Below are 23,528 nucleotides of genomic sequence, written 5' to 3' on the forward strand. Positions count from 1 at the left end.
TATTAAAAAATTCCTTCATCTACAAAACTATAATATTTTGTTTCAGTAATAATCAAATGGTCTAAAACTTTAACATCTAAGCTATCCCCTGCCCATTTTAATTTCTTTGTAATTTTTATATCGGCATCACTTGGTTTTAATGCTCCTGAAGGATGATTGTGACACAAAATCAAGCTTGTAGCATTAATTTCTAAAGCCAATTTAAAAACTAAACGGACATCGACAATTGTACCTGATATTCCTCCTTTACTTAATTGGGATTTAGAAATCACTTTATTCGAATTATTCAGAAAAAGCACCCAAAATTCTTCATGTGGCAACTCACCAATTATGGGCTGCATAATGTCAAAAACCATTTTACTGGATACAATTTTAGTTAATTCTACAGTATCCTCAGCTCTTCGGCGGCGCCCCAGTTCTAAGGCCGCTATAATCATTATTGCTTTGGCCTGCCCTATTCCTTTGAAATTCATCAATTCTGAAACAGACATTTTACCAAGTGTATTCAGACTATCGGCACTAGCCAAAATTCTTTTGCTCAAACTAACAGCGGATTCGTTTCTGCTGCCGGAACCAATCAAAATCGCAATTAACTCAGCGTTACTTAAAACACTTTTACCTTTTGACATTAATTTTTCACGCGGCTTGTCTTCGTCTGACCATTTTGTAATAGGAAAATATTGGGTTTCCATTGTAATAAATTAAATAATTTCTTATTCTGCTAAACTACTAAAAAAATAAGAAAATTCATTCATTATAAAATTAAATTGTTATTTTTATTATTCTTAATTTTAAAACAAAAAGATGAAACAGATTAATATTCTTTTGTTCGTGGTCTTATCATATTCCTGCCATCAAAAAGAAAAAGAACCAATTGCATCTTTCACCACCAACACAACCACAAAAACATTTGAAGAAAGATTGTCTGATGCTGCCATCTCTGTAATCGACCCGACAATAGATTATGATCCTGCTTATTTTTCGATAGCCTATCCTAACGGTGATGTTCCTAAAAACAAAGGTGTGTGTACAGATGTGATCATTCGCTCTTACATAAAATTAGGCATTGATTTACAAAAAGAAGTTCATGAAGATATGATCGCCAATTTTTCAGAATATCCTAATCTGGAAAAATGGGGAATGACAAAAACAGATACCAACATCGACCACAGAAGAGTACCCAATCTGGAAGTTTTCTTCGAAAGAAAGGGTAAAAAACGTACTGTAAGCCAAGATCCTGCCACTTACAAAACCGGAGAAATAGTAACCTGGATGATCAACGGAAAGCTTCCTCACATCGGGATCGTTACCAACAAAAAATCAAAAGACGGAAAACGAAATCTGATTGTTCACAATGTTGGCCGAGGCCAGGTTCTGGAAGATTGTTTGTTTGAATACGAAATTACGGGACATTATAGTTATGGTGGTTAAATCCAAAATTCCAAATCTAAAATTCAAAATTCCAAGTTTTAAATTCCAAACTTGAAATTCCAAATTCCAATGGAAATAAAGTAAAAAAAAAGCCAATCACAAAACTGCGATTGGCCCATTATCTCATTTTCAAATTATCTAATTAATAAGACCTTTTACCTCATCAAAATTTAATCCTCCATAATTCCCTGAACTCATTAAAAGCAAAGCAGAATTTTCCAGATTTAAATTAAAAAGATATTCCCTGAACTCAACAGGATTTGTATAGATGATCAGGTCTTTTCTATTAAAAGAAGTTGCAATTTGGTCATAAGTCACTTCTTCCAGCTGTTTGATTTTTACCGCATCCGGTGAGTAGAATACTACCGCAACATCGGCATACTCAAGAGCGCCTTCGTATTCTTTTAAGAATTCAGCATTTAAACTGCTGTACGTATGCAATTCCAGACAGGCTACTAAAGTTCTGTTTGGATATTGTTCTTTTACGGCTTTGGTGGTTGCTGCTACTTTACTTGGTGAATGTGCAAAATCTTTGTAGACTACCTTACCTTTTCCTTCTGCAATTTTTTCCAGACGTTTGGAAGCTCCTTTAAAACTGGCAATTGCTTCATAAAAATCAGCTTCATCAACACCCATATTCTGGCAGATCCATTTGGCTCCGGCTAAGTTGTTTAAGTTATGGGCTCCGAAAACTTCGATCGGCATATCCCCTTCCGGCGTTTTTAACAACGTAACACCATCACTAACGATGTATTCAGGTGTGTGGTAGGCTAATTTACGAATTGGGCTTGTAGCCGCTTCTGAAACGCGTTTTACCTCCGGGTCATTTTCGTTGTAAACCAAAATACCCCCGTTAGTAATTTTTCCAATGAAAATTTCGAATTGCTCTACGTAATTTTCATAGGTTGGAAAAACATTAATATGATCCCACGCAATTCCGGAAATCAGTGCAATATTGGGTTGATACAAATGAAATTTCGGGCGTCTGTCAATCGGGGACGATAAATATTCGTCACCTTCCAAAACGATAAAATCGTTCTCCTCTGTCAGATGCACCATGGTATCGAATCCTTCCAGTTGTGCGCCAACCATATAATCAACTGCTATATTATGGTAATGCATAACATGCAAAATCATCGAAGTAATGGTCGTTTTACCATGAGAACCTCCGATAACCACACGCGTTTTGTTTTTGGATTGTTCGTATAAAAACTCCGGATATGAATATATTTTCAATCCTAAATCCTGTGCTTTCAGTAATTCCGGGTTATCCGCTTTTGCGTGCATCCCTAAGATTATGGCATCCAGATCTGAAGTGATTTTTTCAGGAAACCAGCCTAATTCAGCAGGCAGAATTCCTTTTTTTTCCAGTCTTGATTTTGAAGGTTCAAAAATAGCATCGTCACTTCCTGTAACCTGATATCCTTTGTTATGTAATGCTAATGCCAGATTGTGCATAGCACTTCCGCCAATGGCGATGAAATGTGTTTTCATTTAAAATTCCAATTTTTAAGTTCTAAATTCCAATAATTACCTGAAATTCAGTTGTTGAGATTTAATTATTATGACTCAAACTTTTGCTTTAATTCCCTGGCTTTTTTAGGGTCTTTTAATTTGTTCAAATATAAATTATATAATTTTTGAAATGTGATTTTTGATTTACCAATTTCATTCGCCTTGATATAATATTTTTCCGCAGCAGTATATCTTTTAAAATACTCCTCGATTCTGCCTTTTGACATATAACCATCGACCACTGACAAAGCTGCAAGTTCATTGGAATAGGAAACCGCTTTAGACTCACTTCCTCCCAGAATTCCGGGCAACTGCAAATACAGCTCTATAAGCGCCCATCTGGCCGGAATATGTTTAGGATTCAAAACAATGGCTTTTTCAAAAGCTTCTTTCATATCCTCTACCATTCCAAAAGCCTTAAATTTATTTACTTCCATTGCCCTCATAGCCAAAGCCCCTCCGTATTTATAAAAATACTCCGCTTCTGTTGGCTTAAGCTCTTTCAGCTTTTTAAAATATTCTCCCGCTTTTACCCATGATTTATGATAAGCGGCAATTTCCCCTAAATATTCAATCGTTTTTATATCGGAGGGTCTTGTTTTTAAAATCGCTTCAAAAAGCAATTGTGCCTCATCATATTTTTTGACGTGAAACAACTTCTCCGCTTTTTCAAAACCAGATTGCGACCACATTAGCAATGGCATAAACAATAACACGAATAGTAGCTGTTTCATATTTCAAAAATAGCGAAATATAACATCAGTAATTTGCATTTGAAGATAAATTAGTAATTTGTACGAAAATATTTGAAGATCATCCCAACCTTTTCTTTACAATTGTCCTCTTTAGATTAAAACTATCTTATGAAAAATATATTATTTGCATTCTTTTTGTTTTCTACAGCATTGTTTGCCCAACAAACTGATAAAAAATGGAATAAAGTCATAGCCTTTGAAAACGAAGGAAAAATAAAATCAGCCAATAAGATTGTTGAAAAAATATACAAAAAAGCAATCTCAGATAAAGACGAAGTGCAAATGATAAAATGTTTTTTTTATCAATCTAAATATTTGCAGGTTGTTGATGAGAATGCCCAAACCAAAATTTTAAATAATTTAAAAACGGATATTAATCGCGTTTCAGTTCCTTCAAAGGCTATTTTGACATTGGTATATGCGAAATGTTTACAAAATTATTCTGACTACTACGAACCTTATGCTGTTGTAGATAGTGCGGCGGCAGTAGTTGATGATTATGCTGCATTAATAGATTCGGCTGCTTCAACTATAGACACTTCTGAAGTGGATGGAATTTCCAAAACAAACGATGTTAAGATTGAATTTACTCCTGAAAATGAGATAATCGCTCTTTTTGCAAAAACATTAGAAAACGAAAACATTTTAAAAGCTACTCCTTTAACAAATTATCAGCACGTATTTGAATTTCTAACTTTAGAAAAACTAAAAAGCGAAAATCTATATGATTATTTATTAAAAGAAAACATTACGTTTTTCACTGAAAAGATAAAAGAATGGCAAATTGAAAAAAGCGTTTTCTTAACTCATAAAGAGCAACTATTGGCAGATTCTGATGATTTTATAAAACTAAGTTTAGATTTCATAAAAGATGAAAATGTAAAAAAAGTGCTGTCTTTATATCAAAAACAGGAAGCTGATCATCCTACTTTTGAAAATCAGTTTGAGCGGGCACAATTTTGCAATACCTACCTGTTACAGTCCGATGATGACTTTATGAAATATTTAAATGAACTTCAAAGCAAATCTAAAGAGGAGATTTTATCTCAGAAAATAAAATTTGAAATAGCCCGCATACTTCTAAAACAAGCTTCAAAAGAAACATATCCAAAGAACAATATTGAGGCAGTTGTCTTATTTGATGAAATTATAAAAATTAATAACCAGTCAAATGCCTCGAAATCGGCTTTAGCTCAAAAACAAGAACTTCTTTCAAAAACATTATCCGTAAAGCTTCAAAAATATACGTACAATAATGAAAACACACGAGCTCTGATTGAATACAAAAACGTAAACCATCTAACGATTTCGTTCTTCAAAATTCCTCAAAAGAAAGCACAAGAATTCAAAAAAGACCGTCAAATATTAGATAGTTTAGCTCCTGTAATTATTAAAAATCAAAATAAAATTGCCAATCAAAAATATGAGTTTAAAAATAAGGAAGATTACTTTGAGTACAGCACAGAGGTTCTTTTACCTAATTTAGAAACAGGAAATTATTTGGTTTATTTTGAAAGTGACTCCGATTCAAAAGACGGAAAAGCATATGATTTTGAAATCATCACTGTTTCAAACATCACTGTCCTTGCAAACCAAAAAAACGACACGGAAAACTATCAGGTTTTAGATCGAAAAACAGGAAAGCCTATAGAAAATGCAATTATCAAATCAGCGAGCTTTATGCTTAAAACAGATTCAAAAGGACTAGCCTCTTATAAAAAAGTCAGTAATAATTATAATTATGAAACTATCGAAATTTCAACAGAAAACGATAGTATTTTAATTGATAAGGATTACATCCGCTATAGTGATGAATATAAAGAATCTGAAAACAACAAGACAAACGCTAAAGTTGAATTTTACTTAGATCGGGCTATTTATCGACCGGGACAAACCGTTTATTATAAAGGAATTGCAATTCAAAAAACTAAAAGCAAAACAAGCATCATTGCAAATACTACATTTAAGCTTATTGCAAACGACGCGAACTATCAACTAATTAAAGAAATTGAAGTAACTACGAATGAATTTGGTTCATTTTTCGGCGAGTTTATTTTACCAAAAAGTGGTCTAACGGGACAATATAGCCTTAGTGCATCCAGGCCGGAAGACTATAAGAAAAATGAGGCTTACTTTAAAAATCAAGTCCAGTCTCAATTTTGGGAAAATGCAAATTTTGAAAATTCCCGAATTTCTTTCAATGTTGAAGAATACAAACGTCCTAAATTTGAAGTAAGGTTTGATCCTAAAAAAGAAAGTTTTCAAGTTAATGAGGCCATTAAAGTAAAAGGAAATGCCAAAGCATTTGCAGGAAGTAACATTTCAGATGCAAAAGTAACGTACACAGTTACCCGATATACGAGCTACTTTCGAAATTATTACGGAAATGAAGAAAACGAGGTTTTAACCTTTGGCGAAACTAAAACAGATGCCTCAGGAAAATTTAGTATCGACTTTATTGCTTTACCGTCAAAAAACAGTAAAAAAGAGCAACTACCAGTCTTCAATTATAAAATATTTGCAACGATTACAGACCTTAATGGCGAAACACATTCAGCAGAAACTACTATAAAAGTAGGTTTTCATGATTTGATTATTAATGCAAGCTTACCAAATGAAATTGAAACCAAAGACAAAAACGAAATCAACTTATCAAGTACAAATTTAAACGGAGAGTTTTTAGCAGCCAAAGGCGAAATCAAACTCTATTTTGTAAAACCATTATCGAATAAATTTAAAACCCGTATTTGGGAAAAACCGGAGATTCAAACTATCACGCCGGCAGATTTTGAAAAATTATTTCCTTATGAAATATCTGAAAGCGAAACTAAAGATGCGCCAGATGAAATTCTATTATTTTCTAAAAAACTAGACACTCAAAAAGACAAAAAAATAGTATTGGATTTTATATCCAATTATAAATCCGGTACCTACAAAATTGTTTTTTCTGCCAAAGACAGTTTTAATAACCCCATTGAATCTGTTTCAAACTTTAAACTCATTCAAAGCAAGGACAAATTCGATCCGAGCAAATTATTTACGGTACAACAAATCAATGAAAACCCTAAAAAAGATGGTTATGTACTTGTAAAATTATCTTCTTTTATTCCTGAACTTTATATTGCAGCGAATGGAAATTACGATAGCAAAATATATTTTGAAGATACTTTTCATTTACAAAACAACGAAGCTACAATCAAAATTCCGTTGAAAAATGAATTTGAAAAAAGCATTAAATTAGGTTTCGAAAGTGTTTTTGAAAATGACACTTTTACGGAGGAAATCAATGTACTACTTAAAAATGAAGAAACAAAATTAGAGTGGACAGTTGAAAGTTTCAGGAATAAAATACAACCCGGAACCAGTGAAAACTGGTCGTTCAAATTAAGCGCATTCAACACACAAGCCGAAGCTGAAGTTTTAGCCTCCATGTATGACAGTTCCTTAGATCAGTTTTCTGAGAAGGAATGGGAAACCTTACAATTTAACCGATACAATTACAACGGAACTAATTTCAAAGAAAGATTAGGTTTTGATGTTACGTACGCTTCATTGCAAAATTTAAATACAGTTTTGCCTCTTACAGCTTTTCGTAATGAAGAAACACGCCTAAAATGGTTTGGATTTGACATTAATAGTAGTCGATACGGCGATTCACTTGGCCTGACTATAGTGGAGCTTAAAGATAAAAAGATCGGCAGTGAAACTATTAAAGGTGATGCTGACGCCGCTTTAACTGTCGATGAACCTGTGGGAGCTGCTGCGCCTATTATCCTTTCTGACTCAGGATCACCTGCTCCTAAAGTAGATCAGGTAAAATTTATAAAACCAGCCTATTTCCAAACCAATAAAATCAAGTTTATTCCTGGAAAAAAAATAATAAGCGGCTTGACATCTCTAGTGATAAATCAATCGACCTTATATATAATTGACGGAGAAATTTCAACTGAGGATATCGCGAGTAACTTAAATCCAAATGAAATTCTTTCTGTGGATATTTTAAGCCCGGATAAAGCCACAGCCCTCTACGGAAGCAAAGGCGCCAACGGAGTCATAATTATCACGACCAAAAAAGCCCTGGAAGAACTTACTCAGGTAAAAGCCCGAAAAAATCTATCTGAAACTGCTTTCTTTTTACCGAATTTAAGAACAAATACAAACGGTAAAGTAAGTTTCAACTTTACTTCTCCCGAAGCTTTAACCGCCTGGAAACTTCGTTTACTGGCGCATAATAAAGATGCCGTTTCCGGTTATTTGGAGAAAAGCGTTGTGACTCAAAAAGAGTTGATGGTTTTACCAAATTTCCCGCGTTTCTTCAGAGAGAAAGACACTATTGTAATTTCTGCTAAAATCTCAAATATTACAGATAAAGCGAAAACCGGAATTGCGATTTTACAGTTTTTTGATGCCGTAACCATGCAGCCCATTGACGCTAAAATGCTAAACGTAAAAAATGTTAGAAATTTCAACGTTGCCGCTTTCGGAAACACAACTGCAACCTGGAAAATTTCTATTCCGGAAGGTTTGCAGGGCGTTCAATATAAAATTTTGGCCAAATCCGGTACTTTTTCCGATGGAGAAGAGAACATTATTCCGGTTTTGACCAACAACATGCTGGTGACAGAAAGTATACCGATTTGGGTTCGCGAGAATTCTAAAAAGCAATACACATTTGAGAATCTTAAAAACAATAACTCAAACACTTTACGAAATCACCAATTTACCTTAGAATATACTTCAAACCCTTCGTGGATTGCGATTCAGTCTTTGCCTTATTTAATGGAATATGAGCACGAATGTGCCGAGCAGACTTTTGCCCGTTTTTATGCGAATGCGCTGGCTACAGAAATTATCTCCGGGAATCCGAAGATTGCGACTGTCTTTGAAGATTGGAGAAAGAATGGAAAACTGAATTCGAAACTGGAAGAAAATGAAGAACTAAAATCGATTATTCTCGCCGAAACACCGTGGCTTAATGACGCACAAAGTGAAGATGAAAAGAAAAAGAATCTGGCACTTTTATTCGATTTGGAAAAAATGAAAACTTCGCAGGAAGCGACTTTCGATAAATTAAAACAAAAACAAAAATCGTCAGGAGGGTTTTCCTGGTTTGATGGCGGTGATGAAAGCGAATATATTACGAGACATATTTTAGCCGGTTTAGGTCATTTATCGAAATTAAATAAAATGAAAGAAAATGATACTAAAATTGATGCTATTGCCAAAACAGGAATTCCGTTTCTCGACAATAAATTTCTGGACTATTATAAAACCCAGACTAAAAACGTAAAAGGTACAAGCAAACAGATTTGGATTAATCCTTATTCTGATTTGCATTACTTATATACCAGAAGTTTTTATCTGGATAAATATCCCCTTTCCGATACTTTAAAAAAAGCAACTCAACTGTATATTGAAACGGCTAAAAAAGCCTGGTTAAACTATTCACTTTACGAAAAAGGACTGGCTGCTTTGACGTTAAATCGTTTTGGAGAAAGTGAATCTGCTAAAAAAATCATTGAAAACCTAAAAGAAACAGCATCTAACAATGAAGATTGGGGAATGTACTGGATCGCCAATAAGGCAGGCTGGTACTGGTATCAGGCGCCAATAGAAACTCAGGCCTTATTGATTGAAGCTTTCGCTGAAGTAACTAAAGACACCAAATCGGTTGATGCTATGAAAGTCTGGCTATTAAAAAACAAACAGACCCAAAACTGGCCCACCACAAAAGCAACTACCGAAGCCATTTACGCTTTATTGATGCAGGGAAACGACTGGCTTTCTGTAAAAGACAATACGGTTATTAAAATTGGAGATGAAAAGATCCTAACCAAAAAATTAGCTGAAAACGAAAAAGAAGCGGAGACGGGTTACATCAAACTTAACTGGAAAAAAGAGGAAGTCAAAAAAGAAATGGCTTTTATTAAAATTGAAAACAAATCGAAAGTTCCGGGCTTTGGCGGTGTTTACTGGCAATACTTCGAAGATTTAGATAAGATCAAAAGCAATTCCGGAGCTGTATTATCAGTTTCGAAAGAATTATATCTAAAGAAAAACTCCTTTAAAGGTGATCAGTTAGAAAAAATAACAAGCAAAAATCCATTAAAAACCGGAGATTTAGTTACTGTAAGATTAGTAATCATATCAAAAGAAGATATGGAATTTGTACATTTAAAAGACATGAGAGCTTCTTGTTTTGAACCTGTAAGTGTTCTTTCGGAATACCGATACAAAGACCAAATTGGATATTATATCAGTACAAAAGATGCTGCTACACATTTCTTCTTTGACCAGATTAACAAAGGGACTTATGTTTTAGAATATGAAATCAGAGTAAATAACAGTGGAGAATTCTCAAACGGAATTACTACGATTGAAAGTATGTATGCCCCTGAATTTGCAAGTCATACAAAAGGAATTCGGGTAAAAGTTAATTAATTGAAATGACAAACCCGACAGGTTTTAAAAACCTGTCGGGTTTAATTTTTAAGAAATCAATCCGATTATTTAATAATCGTCATTTCATCAATAATATTTTTAGCTCCTGCGTATTTGTCGATAATCCAAAGTACATAACGGATGTCTACGTTAATTGTTCTTTGCAATTTAGGATCAAAAATAACATCTCCGGCCATTGCTTCAATATTTCCGTCAAAAGCGATACCAATTAATTCTCCTTTTCCGTTAAGAACCGGTGAACCTGAGTTTCCTCCGGTGATATCATTATCAGTAAGAAAGTTTACAGGCATGTATCCGGCTTTATCTGCATATTGACCATAATCTTTTGCCTTGTTTAATTCTAATAAACGTGCTGGTAAATCAAATTCCTGATCTCCTGCTTTATACTTTTTTACCATACTTTCCATGGTCGTATAATTGTTGATTTTTGCATCATTACGTTTGTCTTCCGGCAAAGCTCGAACTTTTCCGTACGTCAGTCTCAAAGTTGAATTGGCATCCGGATACTGAATCGCATTTAATTTTGACTCTCTTAAACCTTGTACTAATTCACGGTAAGCAACTGCAAAACCGTCATCCGATTTCATTTGATCCTCTGATTTAAAACGGTATTTTGTCAACAGATCGTTAGAAATAATATACAACGGATCGTGTACAATCGCTAATGGTTTCGGATCGGCCATAAATGCCAGTATTTTTTCTTTCGTCGCAAAATAACTGGTCTCCGTTGCTTTTGCCACATCGGCAGTAAAATCACCATTGTTAACTGATTTCATTTTAGCAATTTGTGTCGCTAAACCATATTCAGTTCCTTTAGCCGCGTACAAATTCAATTGTGCCGTTAACAGATCTTTTTCAAGTGGTGCATAAAATTCACCATACATATTATCGATCATTGCCGTAATCTTAGGCAGCATTTCAGCCTTTTTAGCATCGTTTTCATTGTAATAAGCGATCAGGGCATTTCCTAAGTTTGCCGTACCGCTTGCATACGCTGAAGTACGTAAAAGCTGCATCAGGTAATTGTCGTGAGTTGCTTTTACATTGGTTGATCTGTAATATTCATTAATAGTCGGAATTACATTTTCATATTTTTCCTTATTCGCCGGTTTGGTTGCCCACTCATAGAATTTATCTTCTTGTTCTGCTTTGGTATCTGCTGTTCCTGCTTTAGTCAAAGCATCAATCATTCCCTGACGGTTTTTCCAGTAATTCGCTGTTGAAGCATATTTTGAGGCATACTGTAAACGAACAGTTGCATCTTTATCCATATACTTTTTCATTTGGTCCATTCCGGTTTTAGCCCCTTCAACCCATGCAGGGTAAGCAAATTTTACATTTTGCTCGATTCCGCCGGCTGGCATCCAACGGTTTGTTCTTCCCGGATAACCTAAAATCATCGCGAAGTCATTTTCTTTAACTCCTTTAATACTTATCGGCAAGTAATGTTTCGGCTGTAAAGGCACATTTTCTTTCGAATAAGCAGCAGGGTTCCCGGCTTTATCCGCATACACCCTGAACATAGAGAAATCTCCTGTCTGGCGCGGCCATTCCCAGTTATCTGTGTCCCCGCCAAATTTACCCACACTTTCCGGAGGCGTACCTACTAAACGTACATCCGTATAATCCTGGTAAACGAAATAATAATATTCATTTCCCTGAAAGAAAGGACGAACTGAAACGGTATATTTTCCGCCTTCGTTGTTTTCCTTTTCAATCAAGGCGATTTCCTGCTGAATGATTTTGTTTCTCTCTGTTTCTGTCATTGTATCATTTACTTTAGACAAAATTCTTTTCGAAACATCGTCCATACGAACGAAGAAACGAACGTACAAAGATTTTGGTTTCATCTCTGCGCTTCTTTCTTTTGCCCAGAAACCATCCTTCAGGTAGTTCTGCTCTGCTGTAGAAAGTTCTGCAATAGCATTGTATCCACAGTGGTGATTTGTTAAAACCAAACCGTCTTTGGAAACAATTTCCGCTGTACACCCTCCGTTGAATTGTACCACTGCATCTTTAAGACTGTGATGATTAATACTGTAAATCTCTTCGGCTGTTAATTGCAGTCCCATTTTTTCCATATCTCTATGGTTCAGTCTCTCGATAAACATCAGAAACCACATTCCCTCATCTGCTCTTACAGGAAAAGCCATCAGGCACATGGTTAGGAATAAAATTATTTTTTTCATGTTATTTTGTTTAAGTAATGCGAATATAAGTCATTTTCGCAATTCTGTAATCTTACAAGTTCTTAAAATTATATATCTTCAGTTATTACTGGTCATTTTTTACGAATATAATATTCTATAAAACAAAAAAGGCGCCCTGTTTACCAGGACACCTTTCTATAAATCATATAGATTTTATTCATTTAGCATTTTCCAAAGTTTGTCTTTCAAATCTGTTAAACCTTGTTGGGCCACAGATGAAATAAACATATACGGAATATCCTTAAAAGCAACATCTAATTCTACTTTTAGTTCTGCTTTAAGCTCATCGTCAAGCATATCACATTTTGAAATAACCAAAAGACGTTCTTTATCCAGCATTTCCGGATTGTATTTTGTCAATTCGTTAACCAAAATATCATACTCTCCTTTGATATCAGGAGTATCAACAGGTACTAAGAATAATAAAGTTGAATTACGTTCAATGTGGCGTAAGAAATAATGTCCAAGACCTTTTCCTTCCGCTGCACCTTCTATAATTCCCGGAATATCTGCAATTACAAAAGACTGAAAATCCCTGTAAGCGACAATTCCTAAGTTTGGTTTTAAGGTTGTAAACGGGTAATCGGCAATTTTTGGTTTTGCAGAAGTCAGCACAGACAATAAGGTTGACTTCCCTGCATTAGGAAAACCTACCAAACCTACATCTGCCAGAACTTTAAGTTCGAGGATCACATCCATTTCCACTCCCGGTAAACCAGGCTGCGCATATCTTGGTGTCTGATTGGTAGAACTTCTAAAGTGCCAGTTTCCTAACCCTCCTTTACCTCCTTTAGACAGGATTCTTTTTTCTCCGTCTTCGGTAATTTCGAATAAAGTTTCTCCGGTTTCCTTGTCTTTAACAACAGTTCCCAAAGGCACTTCGATAAATTTATCATCTCCGTCAGCTCCTGTGCTACGGTCTCCTCCTCCATCTCCACCGTGACCGGCTTTAATATGACGCGCAAACTTTAAGTGGAACAATGTCCAAAGTCCTTTATTCCCCACTAAATATACGTGTCCTCCACGACCACCATCACCACCGTCCGGGCCTCCTTTTTCAATAAATTTCTCTCTATGTAAATGTGTAGATCCTTTTCCTCCCTTTCCGGAAGAAACATATATCTTAACATAATCTACAAAATTTCCTTCTGTCATTGTTTTAAATTTCAGATTTTAGATTTTGGATTTTAGATTACTCTAATCGTATTACTAAATTCTATTGTTTTTAGTATTCCGTCTCAGTCTCATTTTCAGGGCAAACTGCGACTGAATACTGTGACTGAAAACTATTTTATTCTCTCTACTCTTTAAGTGCTTTTACCAGCACCTTATCAATCTTTACGCCATCCATATCCAGGACTTCAAGCACAAATTTTTGCCAGATTAATTTCTCCCCTTCTTTCGGAATATGAGAAAGCTCGGTCATAATCATTCCGCTTACGGTATTGACTTCGTAATCATTTGTCAATTCATCCAACTCAAAATAAGTCAGGAAATCGTGTAAGGAATAATGTCCGTCAACCAGCCATGAACCATCTTCTCTTTCGATCAGCTGAAATTCATCTTTATAAAAATCAGAAGCATCGCCTACTAAGGCTTCCAATATATCATTTAGTGTGATAATTCCCTGAAAAACACCATATTCATCTGATACTAAAGCATAGTGAATACCTGTTTTTTTGAAATTTTCCAACGCTTTATAAGCGGTCGTTTGCTCCATTAAATACGGGGCATCTATCATAATTGCCGATAAATCAAAATGATCGCTTTCGATATTGGCAAATATATTTTTAAGCGTTACGATTCCCACAATATCATCGTAATTATCGCTGTAAACCGGATAAACGGTGTGCAAATCCTGTAAAACCAGTTCTTTTATTTTGGCTTTATCAGCATTTAACGGCAGCATATCTACCGATTTACGGTGTGTCATTAATGAATTCACTTTTCGGTCACCAATATGAAACACACGCTCCACGATATCCTGTTCAATTTCCTGAACTTCCCCACCTTCGGTTCCTTCTTTTATAATGGCTTTAATTTCTTCTTCCGTCACTTTTCCGTCTGCGGTTGGTTTTATTCTCATCACATTCAGTAAAAAATCTGTCGATGAGGTAAGCAGCCAGATGAAAGGAGCTGTAATAATCGAAACGATCTTCATTGGCATGGCTACCATTTTCGCAATAGATTCAGGGTAATTCAATCCGATGCGTTTCGGCAGTAATTCTCCCAAAACCAAAGAGAAAAAGGTCAGAACCACTACTACAATTCCCACTGCAACAGAATGTGCATACGGTTTTAAAACCTGAAATCCGCTAACGAATGTTTCTACATCAATTGTGATTTTATCTCCTGAATAAATACCGGTCAAAATTCCTATTAAGGTAATTCCGATTTGGACAGTTGATAAAAACTTGTTAGGCGAGTTCGCTAAATCCAACGCTATCCTGGCACTCTTGTTTCCTTTTTTAGCGGCTGTTTCCAGTCTGTTTTTCCGGGCTGAAATCAGTGCAATTTCAGACATGGAGAAAACTCCGTTTAATAGTATTAGAAAAAATATTATTAGTATTTCCAATTTGTAATTGATTCGTTATTGAATAGTTCGTTATCTGTAATTTGTAACCTAAATGTATTATAGCCTTATATGTCCCGACAAGTCCTGAACTAAAAAAACTAATTTTTCCTCCCAGAAAACAGCAATCCGAAGACGCTTATTTTATGGTATGGAAAAATAGTTTTCTTTTATCCCGATGGCTTCCGGGATGAAACGACAGCTGGAAAAAGCTTCTACAAATTATCTATAACTGACGTTAATCGCTCTGTAATTTCTTCGATAGTTCCGATACCGTTTACGGCATAAAACTTATTTTGTTCTTTATAATAACCAATTAATGGTGCTGTTTTCTCATTGTATTCCTGATATCTCACACGAATTTTCTCTTCGTCCTGATCATCGGGTCTTCCACTTGTTTTTCCTCTTTCCAACAGGCGGGCTACCAAAATTTCGTCATCAGCTTCTAAAGCGATTGTTGCGGTAACGCTTGAACCAATTGTTGGCAGAAATTTATCCAAAGCCACAGCCTGGTCTAAAGTTCTTGGATATCCGTCGAATAAAAATCCTGCAGTATCCGGGTGTTTTTTCACTTCGTCAATTAACATTGCGGTTGTTACTTCGCAAGGTACCAACTCTCCATTATCCATAAAAACTCTTGCTTTTTTACCCAAATCTGTATCGTTTTTTAAATTAAAACGAAAAATATCTCCGGTTGAAAGATGTGTTAATTTGTATTTTTCTTTTAAAAATTCTGCCTGAGTTCCTTTTCCTGCTCCCGGCTTTCCAAATAAAACAATGTTAATCATAATAAGTGTGAGTGTTGCTTGACTTCTTAATTTTCAAAGAAGTTTAAAATGAATATATAGTTGTGTGTTTTGTTTACAATTTATTCCGCCAATTTATATACTTCCGTCAAATTTCGCCCTAAACCATCATAGTCTAAACCGTAACCGACAATGAATTTATTCGGAATCCTGATTCCGACATAATCGATTTTAATATCTTTTTTATATGCTTCCGGTTTAAAGAACAAAGTTGCAATTTTAAAATGTTTTACATTCTGTGCTTTAAACAGGTGTTTTAATTCCTCGATTGTATTCCCTGTATCGACGATATCTTCAATGATAACAACAGTCCTGCCGGATAAATCCTGATTGATTCCGATTAACTCCTTAACTGAATTAGTCGATTCCGTGCCTTCATACGAAGCCATTTTGATAAATGAAACCTCACACGGTTTTTTATATTTTTTCAGAAAATCGGCAACCACCATAAATGCGCCATTCAGAACTCCAATAAAAATTGGTGTATCATCTCCGAAATCATCTTCTACTTGTGCAACTATTTTCGTTAAAGCAAAATCAATTTCTTTTGCCGAAATAAACGGAACAAATTGTTTATCGTGAAGTTGTATCATTATTTTTATGTTTAAAATAATGCGCAAAGATACAGAATTACAACCAAACTGTTAGTATCAAATTATTTTGAAACAACACTTTTTTATCAATGTTAAATATCAGTTAATTTTTACATTTCCATTCTGTTATTATTTTTTACATTTACTAAATTGTTGTCTTTAACATATTTAACTCCAAATCACAATGAAAATAATAAGACAAATATCTTCGGCTATATTATTAATCGTCTTGACAGCCTGTAACGGGCAGGTCAAAAAAGAAGAAAAAGAAGCGCTGGCAAAACAGCCCGGTAATATTGTCAAAACGGCAATCGGGGAAATTACTTTACCGCCACCCTACGCTACCGAATCTAAAACAAATAACAGCCGCGTCCTGAAATGGCCCGAAGGAAAAACACCAAAAGCACCCGAAGGTTTTACCGTATCTAAATTTGCAGATGGTCTGGAAAATCCACGTTGGACCTATATTGCACCAAACAACGATATCTTTATTGTGGAAAGCGGTACCAGAACCAGTAAAAATCAGATTACGGTTTTTCGTGACGCTGATAAAGACGGGAAATTTGAAACCCGCAATGTTTTTATCTCTGGGCTGAACAGGCCTTTTGGAATGCTGGTGCTAAAAGATTTTTTCTATATCGCCAATACCGACGGACTTTATCGCTATCCTTATAAAAATAATCCGCTAAAACTGGAAACCCAGGGCACAAAGATTCTCGAACTTCCTGCCGGCGGCTACAACAATCACTGGACAAGAAATCTACTTGCAAATCCTGACGGAACAAAAATTTATATTTCCGTAGGATCAGGAAGTAATGTTGGGGAAAACGGAATGGACAAAGAAGTCCGTCGCGCTGCTATTCTCGAAGTGAATCCCGACGGAACCGGCGAAAAAATCTACGCCTCCGGAATTAGAAACCCGGTTGGAATGGACTGGAATCCGGCGAATGGTGAACTTTGGACAGCAGTTAATGAGCGTGATGAATTGGGTGATGATCTGGTTCCTGATTATGCTACAAGCGTTAAAAAAGACGGCTTTTACGGCTGGCCGTATTCGTACTATGGAAACATTTTAGATCCGAGAATGAAAGGCGAACGCAAAGATTTAGCCGCAAAAGCAATTGTACCTGATGTGCCTGTTGGCGCTCATACGGCTTCTCTTGGGCTGGCATTTTATACGAAAGATGCTTTTCCGAAAAAATACAAAAACGGAATTTTTGTGGGGCAGCACGGTTCCTGGAATCGCGCCAAAATTTCGGGTTATAAAGTTATTTTTGTTCCTTTTGCCAATGGAAAACCTTCCGGTAAACCTGAAGATTTTTTAACCGGATTTGTTGCAGATGAAGCCAAAGCGGAAGTCTACGGACGTCCGGTTGCCGTTACTGTTATGAATGACGGCTCGCTTCTGGTAAACGATGACAGCGGAAATACCATCTGGAAAGTAACTGCCAATAAATAACAGCTCCTTTTTATGATCTTAAAAAAATACTGCTTTCTTTATTTTTTTGCATTGCTTTTTTCACAAACGATCAATGCACAAAATAGGGAAAGCAACACTATTGATTCTCTTCAGACCCAAAAACTCAAAGAAGTGGTGATCAGTCCGTTTTACATTAACACGGACTTACAAAATGCTCCGGCTTCTATTGGTGTTTTATCCAGAAAAGATTTATTGCAAAATAACACAACCGATATCAGCACTGTTATTAATACAATTCCGGGTGTTTTTATGCAGTCGGCGAACTTTACCACCACCCGGATTTCAATTCGTGGCATTGGCGCGAGAACGCCTTACGGCACGAATAAAATCAGGGCTTTTTATGGCAGTATTCCGCTCACTTCCGGAAACAGTGAAACTGTGATTGATGATATTGATCTTCAAAGCATCAGCCAGGTTGAAATTATCAAAGGCCCTCTTTCCAGTGTTTACGGTGCGGGATTAGGCGGCGCGATTTTACTTTCACCTCAACTTTCAAAAACACAGGGACAAAATGCTGGCATAAGTACCGTTTTTGGCTCTTACGGTTTATTAAAAAATACCCTGAATTACAGCCTGAATGAAAAACGAGGCAGTTTAAACCTGAGTTATCACAAACTGCAAACCGATGGCTGGCGCGAAAATAGTGCCTATAACCGGGAAGGAATTACAATGGCCGGCGAATTGTTTAAGAAGGAAAACAGCAAACTGACTTACTTTTCCAATTATACGTATCTCAAATCTTTCATTCCAAGTTCAATCAATAAAACGATGTTTGAAAACAATCCGCAATCCGGTGCCCCAACCTGGGTGGCTTCAAAAGGATACAAAGAATACAAATCAACTCTGGGCGGATTGGCTTATGATTTTAAAATCAATGAAAACATACAGAATTCAACTTCGGTTTTTATTAATTACAAAGACAGTAATGAACCAAGGCCTTTCGATATTCTGCGTCAATATACTTTTGCAGCCGGTGCAAGAACCCAGTTTTCAGGAAGTTTTAAAATTAAGGAAACCGAGAACCAGTTTATAACGGGAATCGAATATTTCGCAGACACTTATAAAGGTAATACGTTCGAAAATTTGTATCAGCAGAATAACAGCCAGGGAAGTTTACAGGGAAACCAGCTTACCGAAAATGGTCAGAAAAGACATTTTTACAATATCTTTTCGCAAATCAGAACTTTACTTTCGAAACAGTTTGAAATCCAGGCCGGACTAAATTACAATAAAACGGCTTTTGAATTGGAGAATTACAACCTCAGTTCGAATCAAAAATACAGTTATGACGGCATTCTTTCACCGCAATTGTCTTTGTTATTTAAAATCAGTCAGGAAAGAACCTTGTATTTTTCAGCAAGCCGCGGATTTTCATTACCGGCTACCGAAGAAACACTGACCAGCAACGGAACCATTAACCCGGATATCAAACCGGAGAACGGCTATAATTTTGAAGCAGGCGGTAAATTTTATTTTTTCAATAAACAACTGTACACCGAATTGGCCGTTTACCGAATGGAAATAAAAGATCTATTGGTGGCAAAACGCGTTGGAGACGATCAGTATGTAGGCATAAATGCCGGCAAAACATTTCACGAAGGAATCGAAATAACCTTAAAACACAATTGGCCTATTAATTCATTCTGGACAATGAGTTCCTATTTTTCGGGTTCTTTGGGCAAGTATGAATTTAAGGAATACCTGGATAACGGAAATGATTTTTCAGGAAACAAATTAACCGGAGTTGCCGCGAATAAAGTAAATGCCGGATTGATTTTCAATACTAGATTAGGTATTTATTTTTCTGCTGATTATCAGTTTGTGGATGAAATTCCGTTAAACGATGCCAACACCGCGTATTCAGATGTCTACTACCTCATCAATCTTAAGGCTGGTTACGGATTTGAAATTTTGCCTTCCCTGACGACCAGTTTTGCTGCCGGAATCAACAATCTTACCAATGAAAAATATGCATCATTGATTTTACCCAACGCTGTCGCAGTCGGAAATGCAACGCCAAGATATTATTATCCGGGTCTTCCCGTAAATTATTATGGAACAATCTCATTAAATTACCTATTTTAGATGTTGTATACAAAACCAAATAAAATGTCTTCTGAACTCCAATTAAAGCTCAACTATGTAACTGCTTATCGGGAAAACCGTCTTAAAGTGGCGCAGGACATTTTGGAAAACAAGCTTTTTTTTGAGGAGTTAGTGGCTGTTTCTTTTTCGCCTTCAGACAAAAACAATCATAAGGCCTGCTGGATCTTAGAATTTGTATCGTATGAAGAACTGAATTGGCTGCAGCCTTATCTTGATTTTTTCTGTGCTAATTTGAAAATATTAAAAGACGAAAGTGCGATACGTCCGATTGCAAAAGTAGTGCAGCTTTTGATAAAGTCGCATTATAAGAAAACTGAAAACAGCGTTGTACTCTCTGAAAAAAATCTTCAGGATTGCATAGAAACTTCTTTTGACTGGCTTATAAATGATACCAAAGTGGCAACGAAAGCATATTCCATAAGAACTTTATACGTATTGGGAAATCATTACGACTGGATTCATCCGGAGCTGCAAATCATTCTGAACAAGGATTATGCAGATCATTCGGCAGCCTACAAAGCCGTTGCAAAGGAAGTCCTGAAGAAAATAAAATAGCTATTACCTCTTTTAAATTCAACACAGATGGCACTACTAATCCTGTTCTGAAAATCAGAAGATGAAAAAAATCGTGAAAATCGTGAAATTAATGGCAAAAAAAAGATTAAAAAGTATCTTTGCAAAAACACAACAACAATGAATTATTTTTCTTCTGATTTTAAATTAGGAATTTTAGGTGGCGGGCAATTAGGCAAAATGCTATTGTCAGATACCAGAAAGTTTGACATCCAGACTTATGTTTTAGATCCGAGTGACGAAGCGCCGAGCAAAATTGCCTGTAATAAATTCTTCAAGGGCGATTTGATGGATTATGAAACAGTTTACGATTTTGGAAAACAAGTTGATGTTTTAACTTTCGAAATTGAATTGGTTAATCTGGAAGCTTTAACGCAATTGGAAAACGAAGGCGTAAAAGTCTATCCTTCTCCAAAAACCCTAAAAGGAATTCAAAACAAAGGCGTACAAAAAGATTTTTACACCTCAAGCAATATTCCTACAGCCGCGTATTTAAGATTTGACAGTCCGGAGCAATTGCAGAAGTCTGTTGGAAACGATGAAATGACCATTCCATTTGTATGGAAATGTACCGAATTCGGTTATGACGGAAATGGCGTAAAAGTCATTCGCCAGATTTCTGATATGGATGATCTTCCTAATTTAGAATGCATTGCAGAAACGATGGTTCCGTTTAAAAACGAACTGGCTGTAATCGTCTGCAGAAACCCATCCGGAGAAATAAAAACCTATCCTGTTGTCGAAATGGAATTCCACCCGGAAGCCAATCAGGTAGAATACGTAATTTGTCCTGCACGTATTGACGAAAAAGTAGCCGAAAAAGCCCGGGCAATCGCTTTGAATGTTTCTGAAAAATTCAATCACGTTGGTCTTCTGGCTGTGGAAATGTTTCAAACCAGCGACGACGAAATTTTGGTAAACGAAGTGGCTCCGCGTCCGCACAATTCAGGTCATTATTCTATTGAAGCCAGTTATACTTCACAATTCGAGAATCATTTACGCGCCATTCTGGATCTTCCCTTAGGAAATACAGACAGCAAAGTGGCCGGAGTGATGGTCAATTTAGTGGGTGCCGAAGGTTTTTCCGGAGATGTCGTTTACGAAAACATTGAAACCATTTTAGGATGGAACGGTGTTACGCCACATATTTACGGTAAAAAACAAACCCGTCCTTTTAGAAAAATGGGTCACGTGACGATAGTAAATGAAAATATGGTGGAAGCGAGACGTATTGCCGAGGAAGTGAAGAATACGATTAAGGTGATTAGTTTGTAGTCGCAGTTTTTAGTCGCAGCTTTCAGTCGCAGTCGACAACTTGAAACCTGAAACCTGAAACAAAAAATAACAGTCACAGTTTTCAGTCGCAGTGCACAAACCTGAAACTTGAAACCTGAAACAAAAATAACAGTCACAGTTTTCAGTCGCAGTGCACAAACCTGAAACCTGAAACCTGAAACAAAAATAACAGTCACAGTTTTCAGTCGCAGTAAATAACCTGAAACTTGAAACCTGAAACAAAAACAACAAAAAAACACATGAGCAAAGTAGCCATTATAATGGGAAGTATCTCAGACATGCCAGTCATGCAGGATGCCATAGACATATTAAAACAATTTAATATTGAAACAGAAGTAGATATTGTTTCGGCACACAGAACGCCGGAAAAACTATTCGATTTCAGTAAAAATGCCCACACCCGTGGAATTTCGGTTATTATTGCCGGAGCTGGTGGTGCGGCACATTTACCGGGAATGGTTGCTTCTATGTCACCACTTCCTGTAATTGGAGTTCCGGTAAAATCAAGCAATTCTATTGACGGATGGGATTCCGTTTTATCGATTCTTCAAATGCCGGGCGGTGTTCCGGTTGCTACTGTAGCATTAAACGGAGCCAAAAATGCCGGAATATTAGCGGCACAAATCATAGGAAGCCATGATAAGACTGTTTTGGATACGATTATCTCCTACAAGGAAGAACTGAAAGCAGCAGTAAATAAAGCTGCCGAAGGATTGAAATAGTTTTCAGTTTTCAATCACAGTTTTCAGTGTAGACTATGATGAAAAATAAACAACAAAGGCTTCACATTATGTGAGGCCTTTGTTGTTGAAAATATGATCTCTTTTGAAATTAAACTTCATCTTGAATTTCTTCCAAAACAGACTCAAATTCATATTCCGTTATATCTTCTTTATTTATCCAGTTTTCTGAAGTAACCAAATTGTAATTGATATAATCTTCGGTTGTCAATTCCCAAATAATAGATTCAGCTTCGGGAAACGGAATGTTTTGTGACATTTGATTTTCGAATAATCTTTTGATCAGATTTCTGTCAGACAAACCACTATTCAATAATTTTAATACGTTTTCGGCTGTCAGTTTTTGGCCTTCTCCATCCGTGGGTGTCATTGAAAAATGAACCACAGAAGCTTTTGCATTAGGAAATTTTCCGTTGTAGGCTTTAAAAAGCAATTGATTGACATGAAACAAAGTACCCTGCATGTCGATTTCCGGATATTCCTCGCAAACTTTATCAATTAACATATTGTGTGATATCTGTTCTATTTGCCCATCACCTAATCGATCAGCAAATTTATATTTCAACACTATTTCGGCAGCTTCATTAGGCTCATAATCAGAAATAGCCATTTGTAATAATTCCGGCAAACTACTTTTCTCGGCTGTTGCACCATCCGGATAATTGAATTTTTCTAATAACCGGACAAAATCTTCATCTGACCAGTATCCTTCCACTTCATTAACAGTATCGATACGCTTTATTACAATTTGATAGTTCATCCTTTATTTATTTTTTATGATTGTTATGATTAGCCTTTTATAAGGTTAAATCCCATTTTTACAATTTAGGCTTTTTAAATCCGTTAAAGGAATAAATAACATATCTATAACATAATTTACTTCGTCTTTTATACCGAGAATCCATCTTGTTTAGTTCGCTGTGTTTTTATAAATTACTACCTTTGGAATTCATAAATAAAGACTTCAATTAATAAAATAATTACATCAT

The 23,528-nt window shown here is 36.0% G+C and carries 16 protein-coding genes; 7 read left to right on the top strand and 9 right to left on the bottom strand.

Annotated features, from left to right (window positions below):
* Positions 1-2: 2 nt before the first annotated feature.
* On the bottom strand, positions 3-692 hold the full coding sequence (gene radC / locus LPB89_RS15705; protein ID WP_230702642.1) for a DNA repair protein RadC: 690 nt from the start codon (positions 690-692) through the stop codon (positions 3-5).
* Positions 693-804: 112 nt separating this feature from the next.
* Between radC and LPB89_RS15710 the strand changes: the two genes are divergently transcribed.
* A complete protein-coding gene (locus LPB89_RS15710) occupies positions 805-1,431 on the top strand; it encodes a DUF1287 domain-containing protein (protein WP_230702643.1) in 627 nt (208 codons plus the stop codon).
* A gap of 138 nt (positions 1,432-1,569) precedes the next feature.
* Here LPB89_RS15710 and murC read toward each other — a convergent pair whose 3' ends face one another.
* Both murC and LPB89_RS15720 read right to left on the bottom strand, forming a co-directional pair.
* Positions 1,570-2,925: a UDP-N-acetylmuramate--L-alanine ligase gene (murC, locus tag LPB89_RS15715; RefSeq protein ID WP_230702644.1), complete on the bottom strand. Its 1,356-nt coding sequence runs from the start codon at positions 2,923-2,925 to the stop codon at positions 1,570-1,572.
* Between the two features lie 68 nt (positions 2,926-2,993).
* Complete coding sequence (locus LPB89_RS15720) at positions 2,994-3,680, bottom strand: lipopolysaccharide assembly protein LapB (protein WP_230702645.1); 687 nt, start codon at positions 3,678-3,680, stop codon at positions 2,994-2,996.
* A gap of 129 nt (positions 3,681-3,809) precedes the next feature.
* Between LPB89_RS15720 and LPB89_RS15725 the strand changes: the two genes are divergently transcribed.
* Entirely contained in the window at positions 3,810-10,142 is a 6,333-nt protein-coding gene (locus LPB89_RS15725; protein ID WP_230702646.1) for an alpha-2-macroglobulin, read from the top strand.
* A gap of 65 nt (positions 10,143-10,207) precedes the next feature.
* Here the strand turns inward: LPB89_RS15725 and LPB89_RS15730 are convergent, their stop codons facing one another.
* The 5 genes from LPB89_RS15730 to hpt all read right to left on the bottom strand — a co-directional run bounded on the left by LPB89_RS15730 (position 10,208) and on the right by hpt (position 16,344).
* Entirely contained in the window at positions 10,208-12,352 is a 2,145-nt protein-coding gene (locus LPB89_RS15730) for a S46 family peptidase (RefSeq protein WP_230702647.1), read from the bottom strand.
* Between the two features lie 174 nt (positions 12,353-12,526).
* On the bottom strand, positions 12,527-13,528 hold the full coding sequence (gene obgE / locus LPB89_RS15735) for a GTPase ObgE (RefSeq protein WP_127338538.1): 1,002 nt from the start codon (positions 13,526-13,528) through the stop codon (positions 12,527-12,529).
* 145 nt (positions 13,529-13,673) lie between these two features.
* Positions 13,674-14,948, bottom strand: coding sequence for a hemolysin family protein (locus tag LPB89_RS15740; RefSeq protein WP_255667760.1), 1,275 nt, complete (start codon positions 14,946-14,948; stop codon positions 13,674-13,676).
* A 212-nt stretch (positions 14,949-15,160) separates the two neighbouring features.
* The gene (locus tag LPB89_RS15745) at positions 15,161-15,733 is read right to left on the bottom strand and encodes an adenylate kinase (RefSeq protein WP_230702649.1); all 573 of its coding nucleotides are present in this window, start codon (positions 15,731-15,733) and stop codon (positions 15,161-15,163) included.
* Between the two features lie 80 nt (positions 15,734-15,813).
* Positions 15,814-16,344, bottom strand: a complete 531-nt coding sequence (gene hpt / locus LPB89_RS15750) for a hypoxanthine phosphoribosyltransferase (RefSeq protein ID WP_230702650.1) — start codon at positions 16,342-16,344, stop codon at positions 15,814-15,816.
* Between the two features lie 184 nt (positions 16,345-16,528).
* Here hpt and LPB89_RS15755 point away from each other — a divergent pair, with 184 nt between their 5' ends.
* The 5 genes from LPB89_RS15755 to purE all read left to right on the top strand — a co-directional run bounded on the left by LPB89_RS15755 (position 16,529) and on the right by purE (position 22,521).
* Complete coding sequence (locus tag LPB89_RS15755) at positions 16,529-17,803, top strand: sorbosone dehydrogenase family protein (RefSeq protein ID WP_230702651.1); 1,275 nt, start codon at positions 16,529-16,531, stop codon at positions 17,801-17,803.
* A 12-nt stretch (positions 17,804-17,815) separates the two neighbouring features.
* Positions 17,816-19,909 carry a TonB-dependent receptor gene (locus LPB89_RS15760; RefSeq protein WP_230702652.1) on the top strand — a complete coding sequence of 698 codons (2,094 nt, stop codon included), beginning with the start codon at positions 17,816-17,818 and terminating at the stop codon, positions 19,907-19,909.
* Positions 19,910-19,933: 24 nt separating this feature from the next.
* Positions 19,934-20,485, top strand: coding sequence for a hypothetical protein (locus LPB89_RS15765; RefSeq protein WP_230702653.1), 552 nt, complete (start codon positions 19,934-19,936; stop codon positions 20,483-20,485).
* Between the two features lie 138 nt (positions 20,486-20,623).
* On the top strand, positions 20,624-21,778 hold the full coding sequence (locus LPB89_RS15770) for a 5-(carboxyamino)imidazole ribonucleotide synthase (RefSeq protein WP_230702654.1): 1,155 nt from the start codon (positions 20,624-20,626) through the stop codon (positions 21,776-21,778).
* 260 nt (positions 21,779-22,038) lie between these two features.
* Entirely contained in the window at positions 22,039-22,521 is a 483-nt protein-coding gene (purE, locus tag LPB89_RS15775; protein ID WP_127338546.1) for a 5-(carboxyamino)imidazole ribonucleotide mutase, read from the top strand.
* A gap of 109 nt (positions 22,522-22,630) precedes the next feature.
* Here purE and LPB89_RS15780 read toward each other — a convergent pair whose 3' ends face one another.
* Positions 22,631-23,299 (bottom strand): hypothetical protein, encoded by a 669-nt coding sequence (locus tag LPB89_RS15780; RefSeq protein ID WP_230702655.1) that lies wholly within the window; start codon positions 23,297-23,299, stop codon positions 22,631-22,633.
* Between the last annotated feature and the right edge of the window lie 229 nt (positions 23,300-23,528).

The organism is Flavobacterium sp. ENC (assembly GCF_020991415.1).
In the GTDB taxonomy this organism is placed as follows: Bacteria; Bacteroidota; Bacteroidia; order Flavobacteriales; family Flavobacteriaceae; genus Flavobacterium.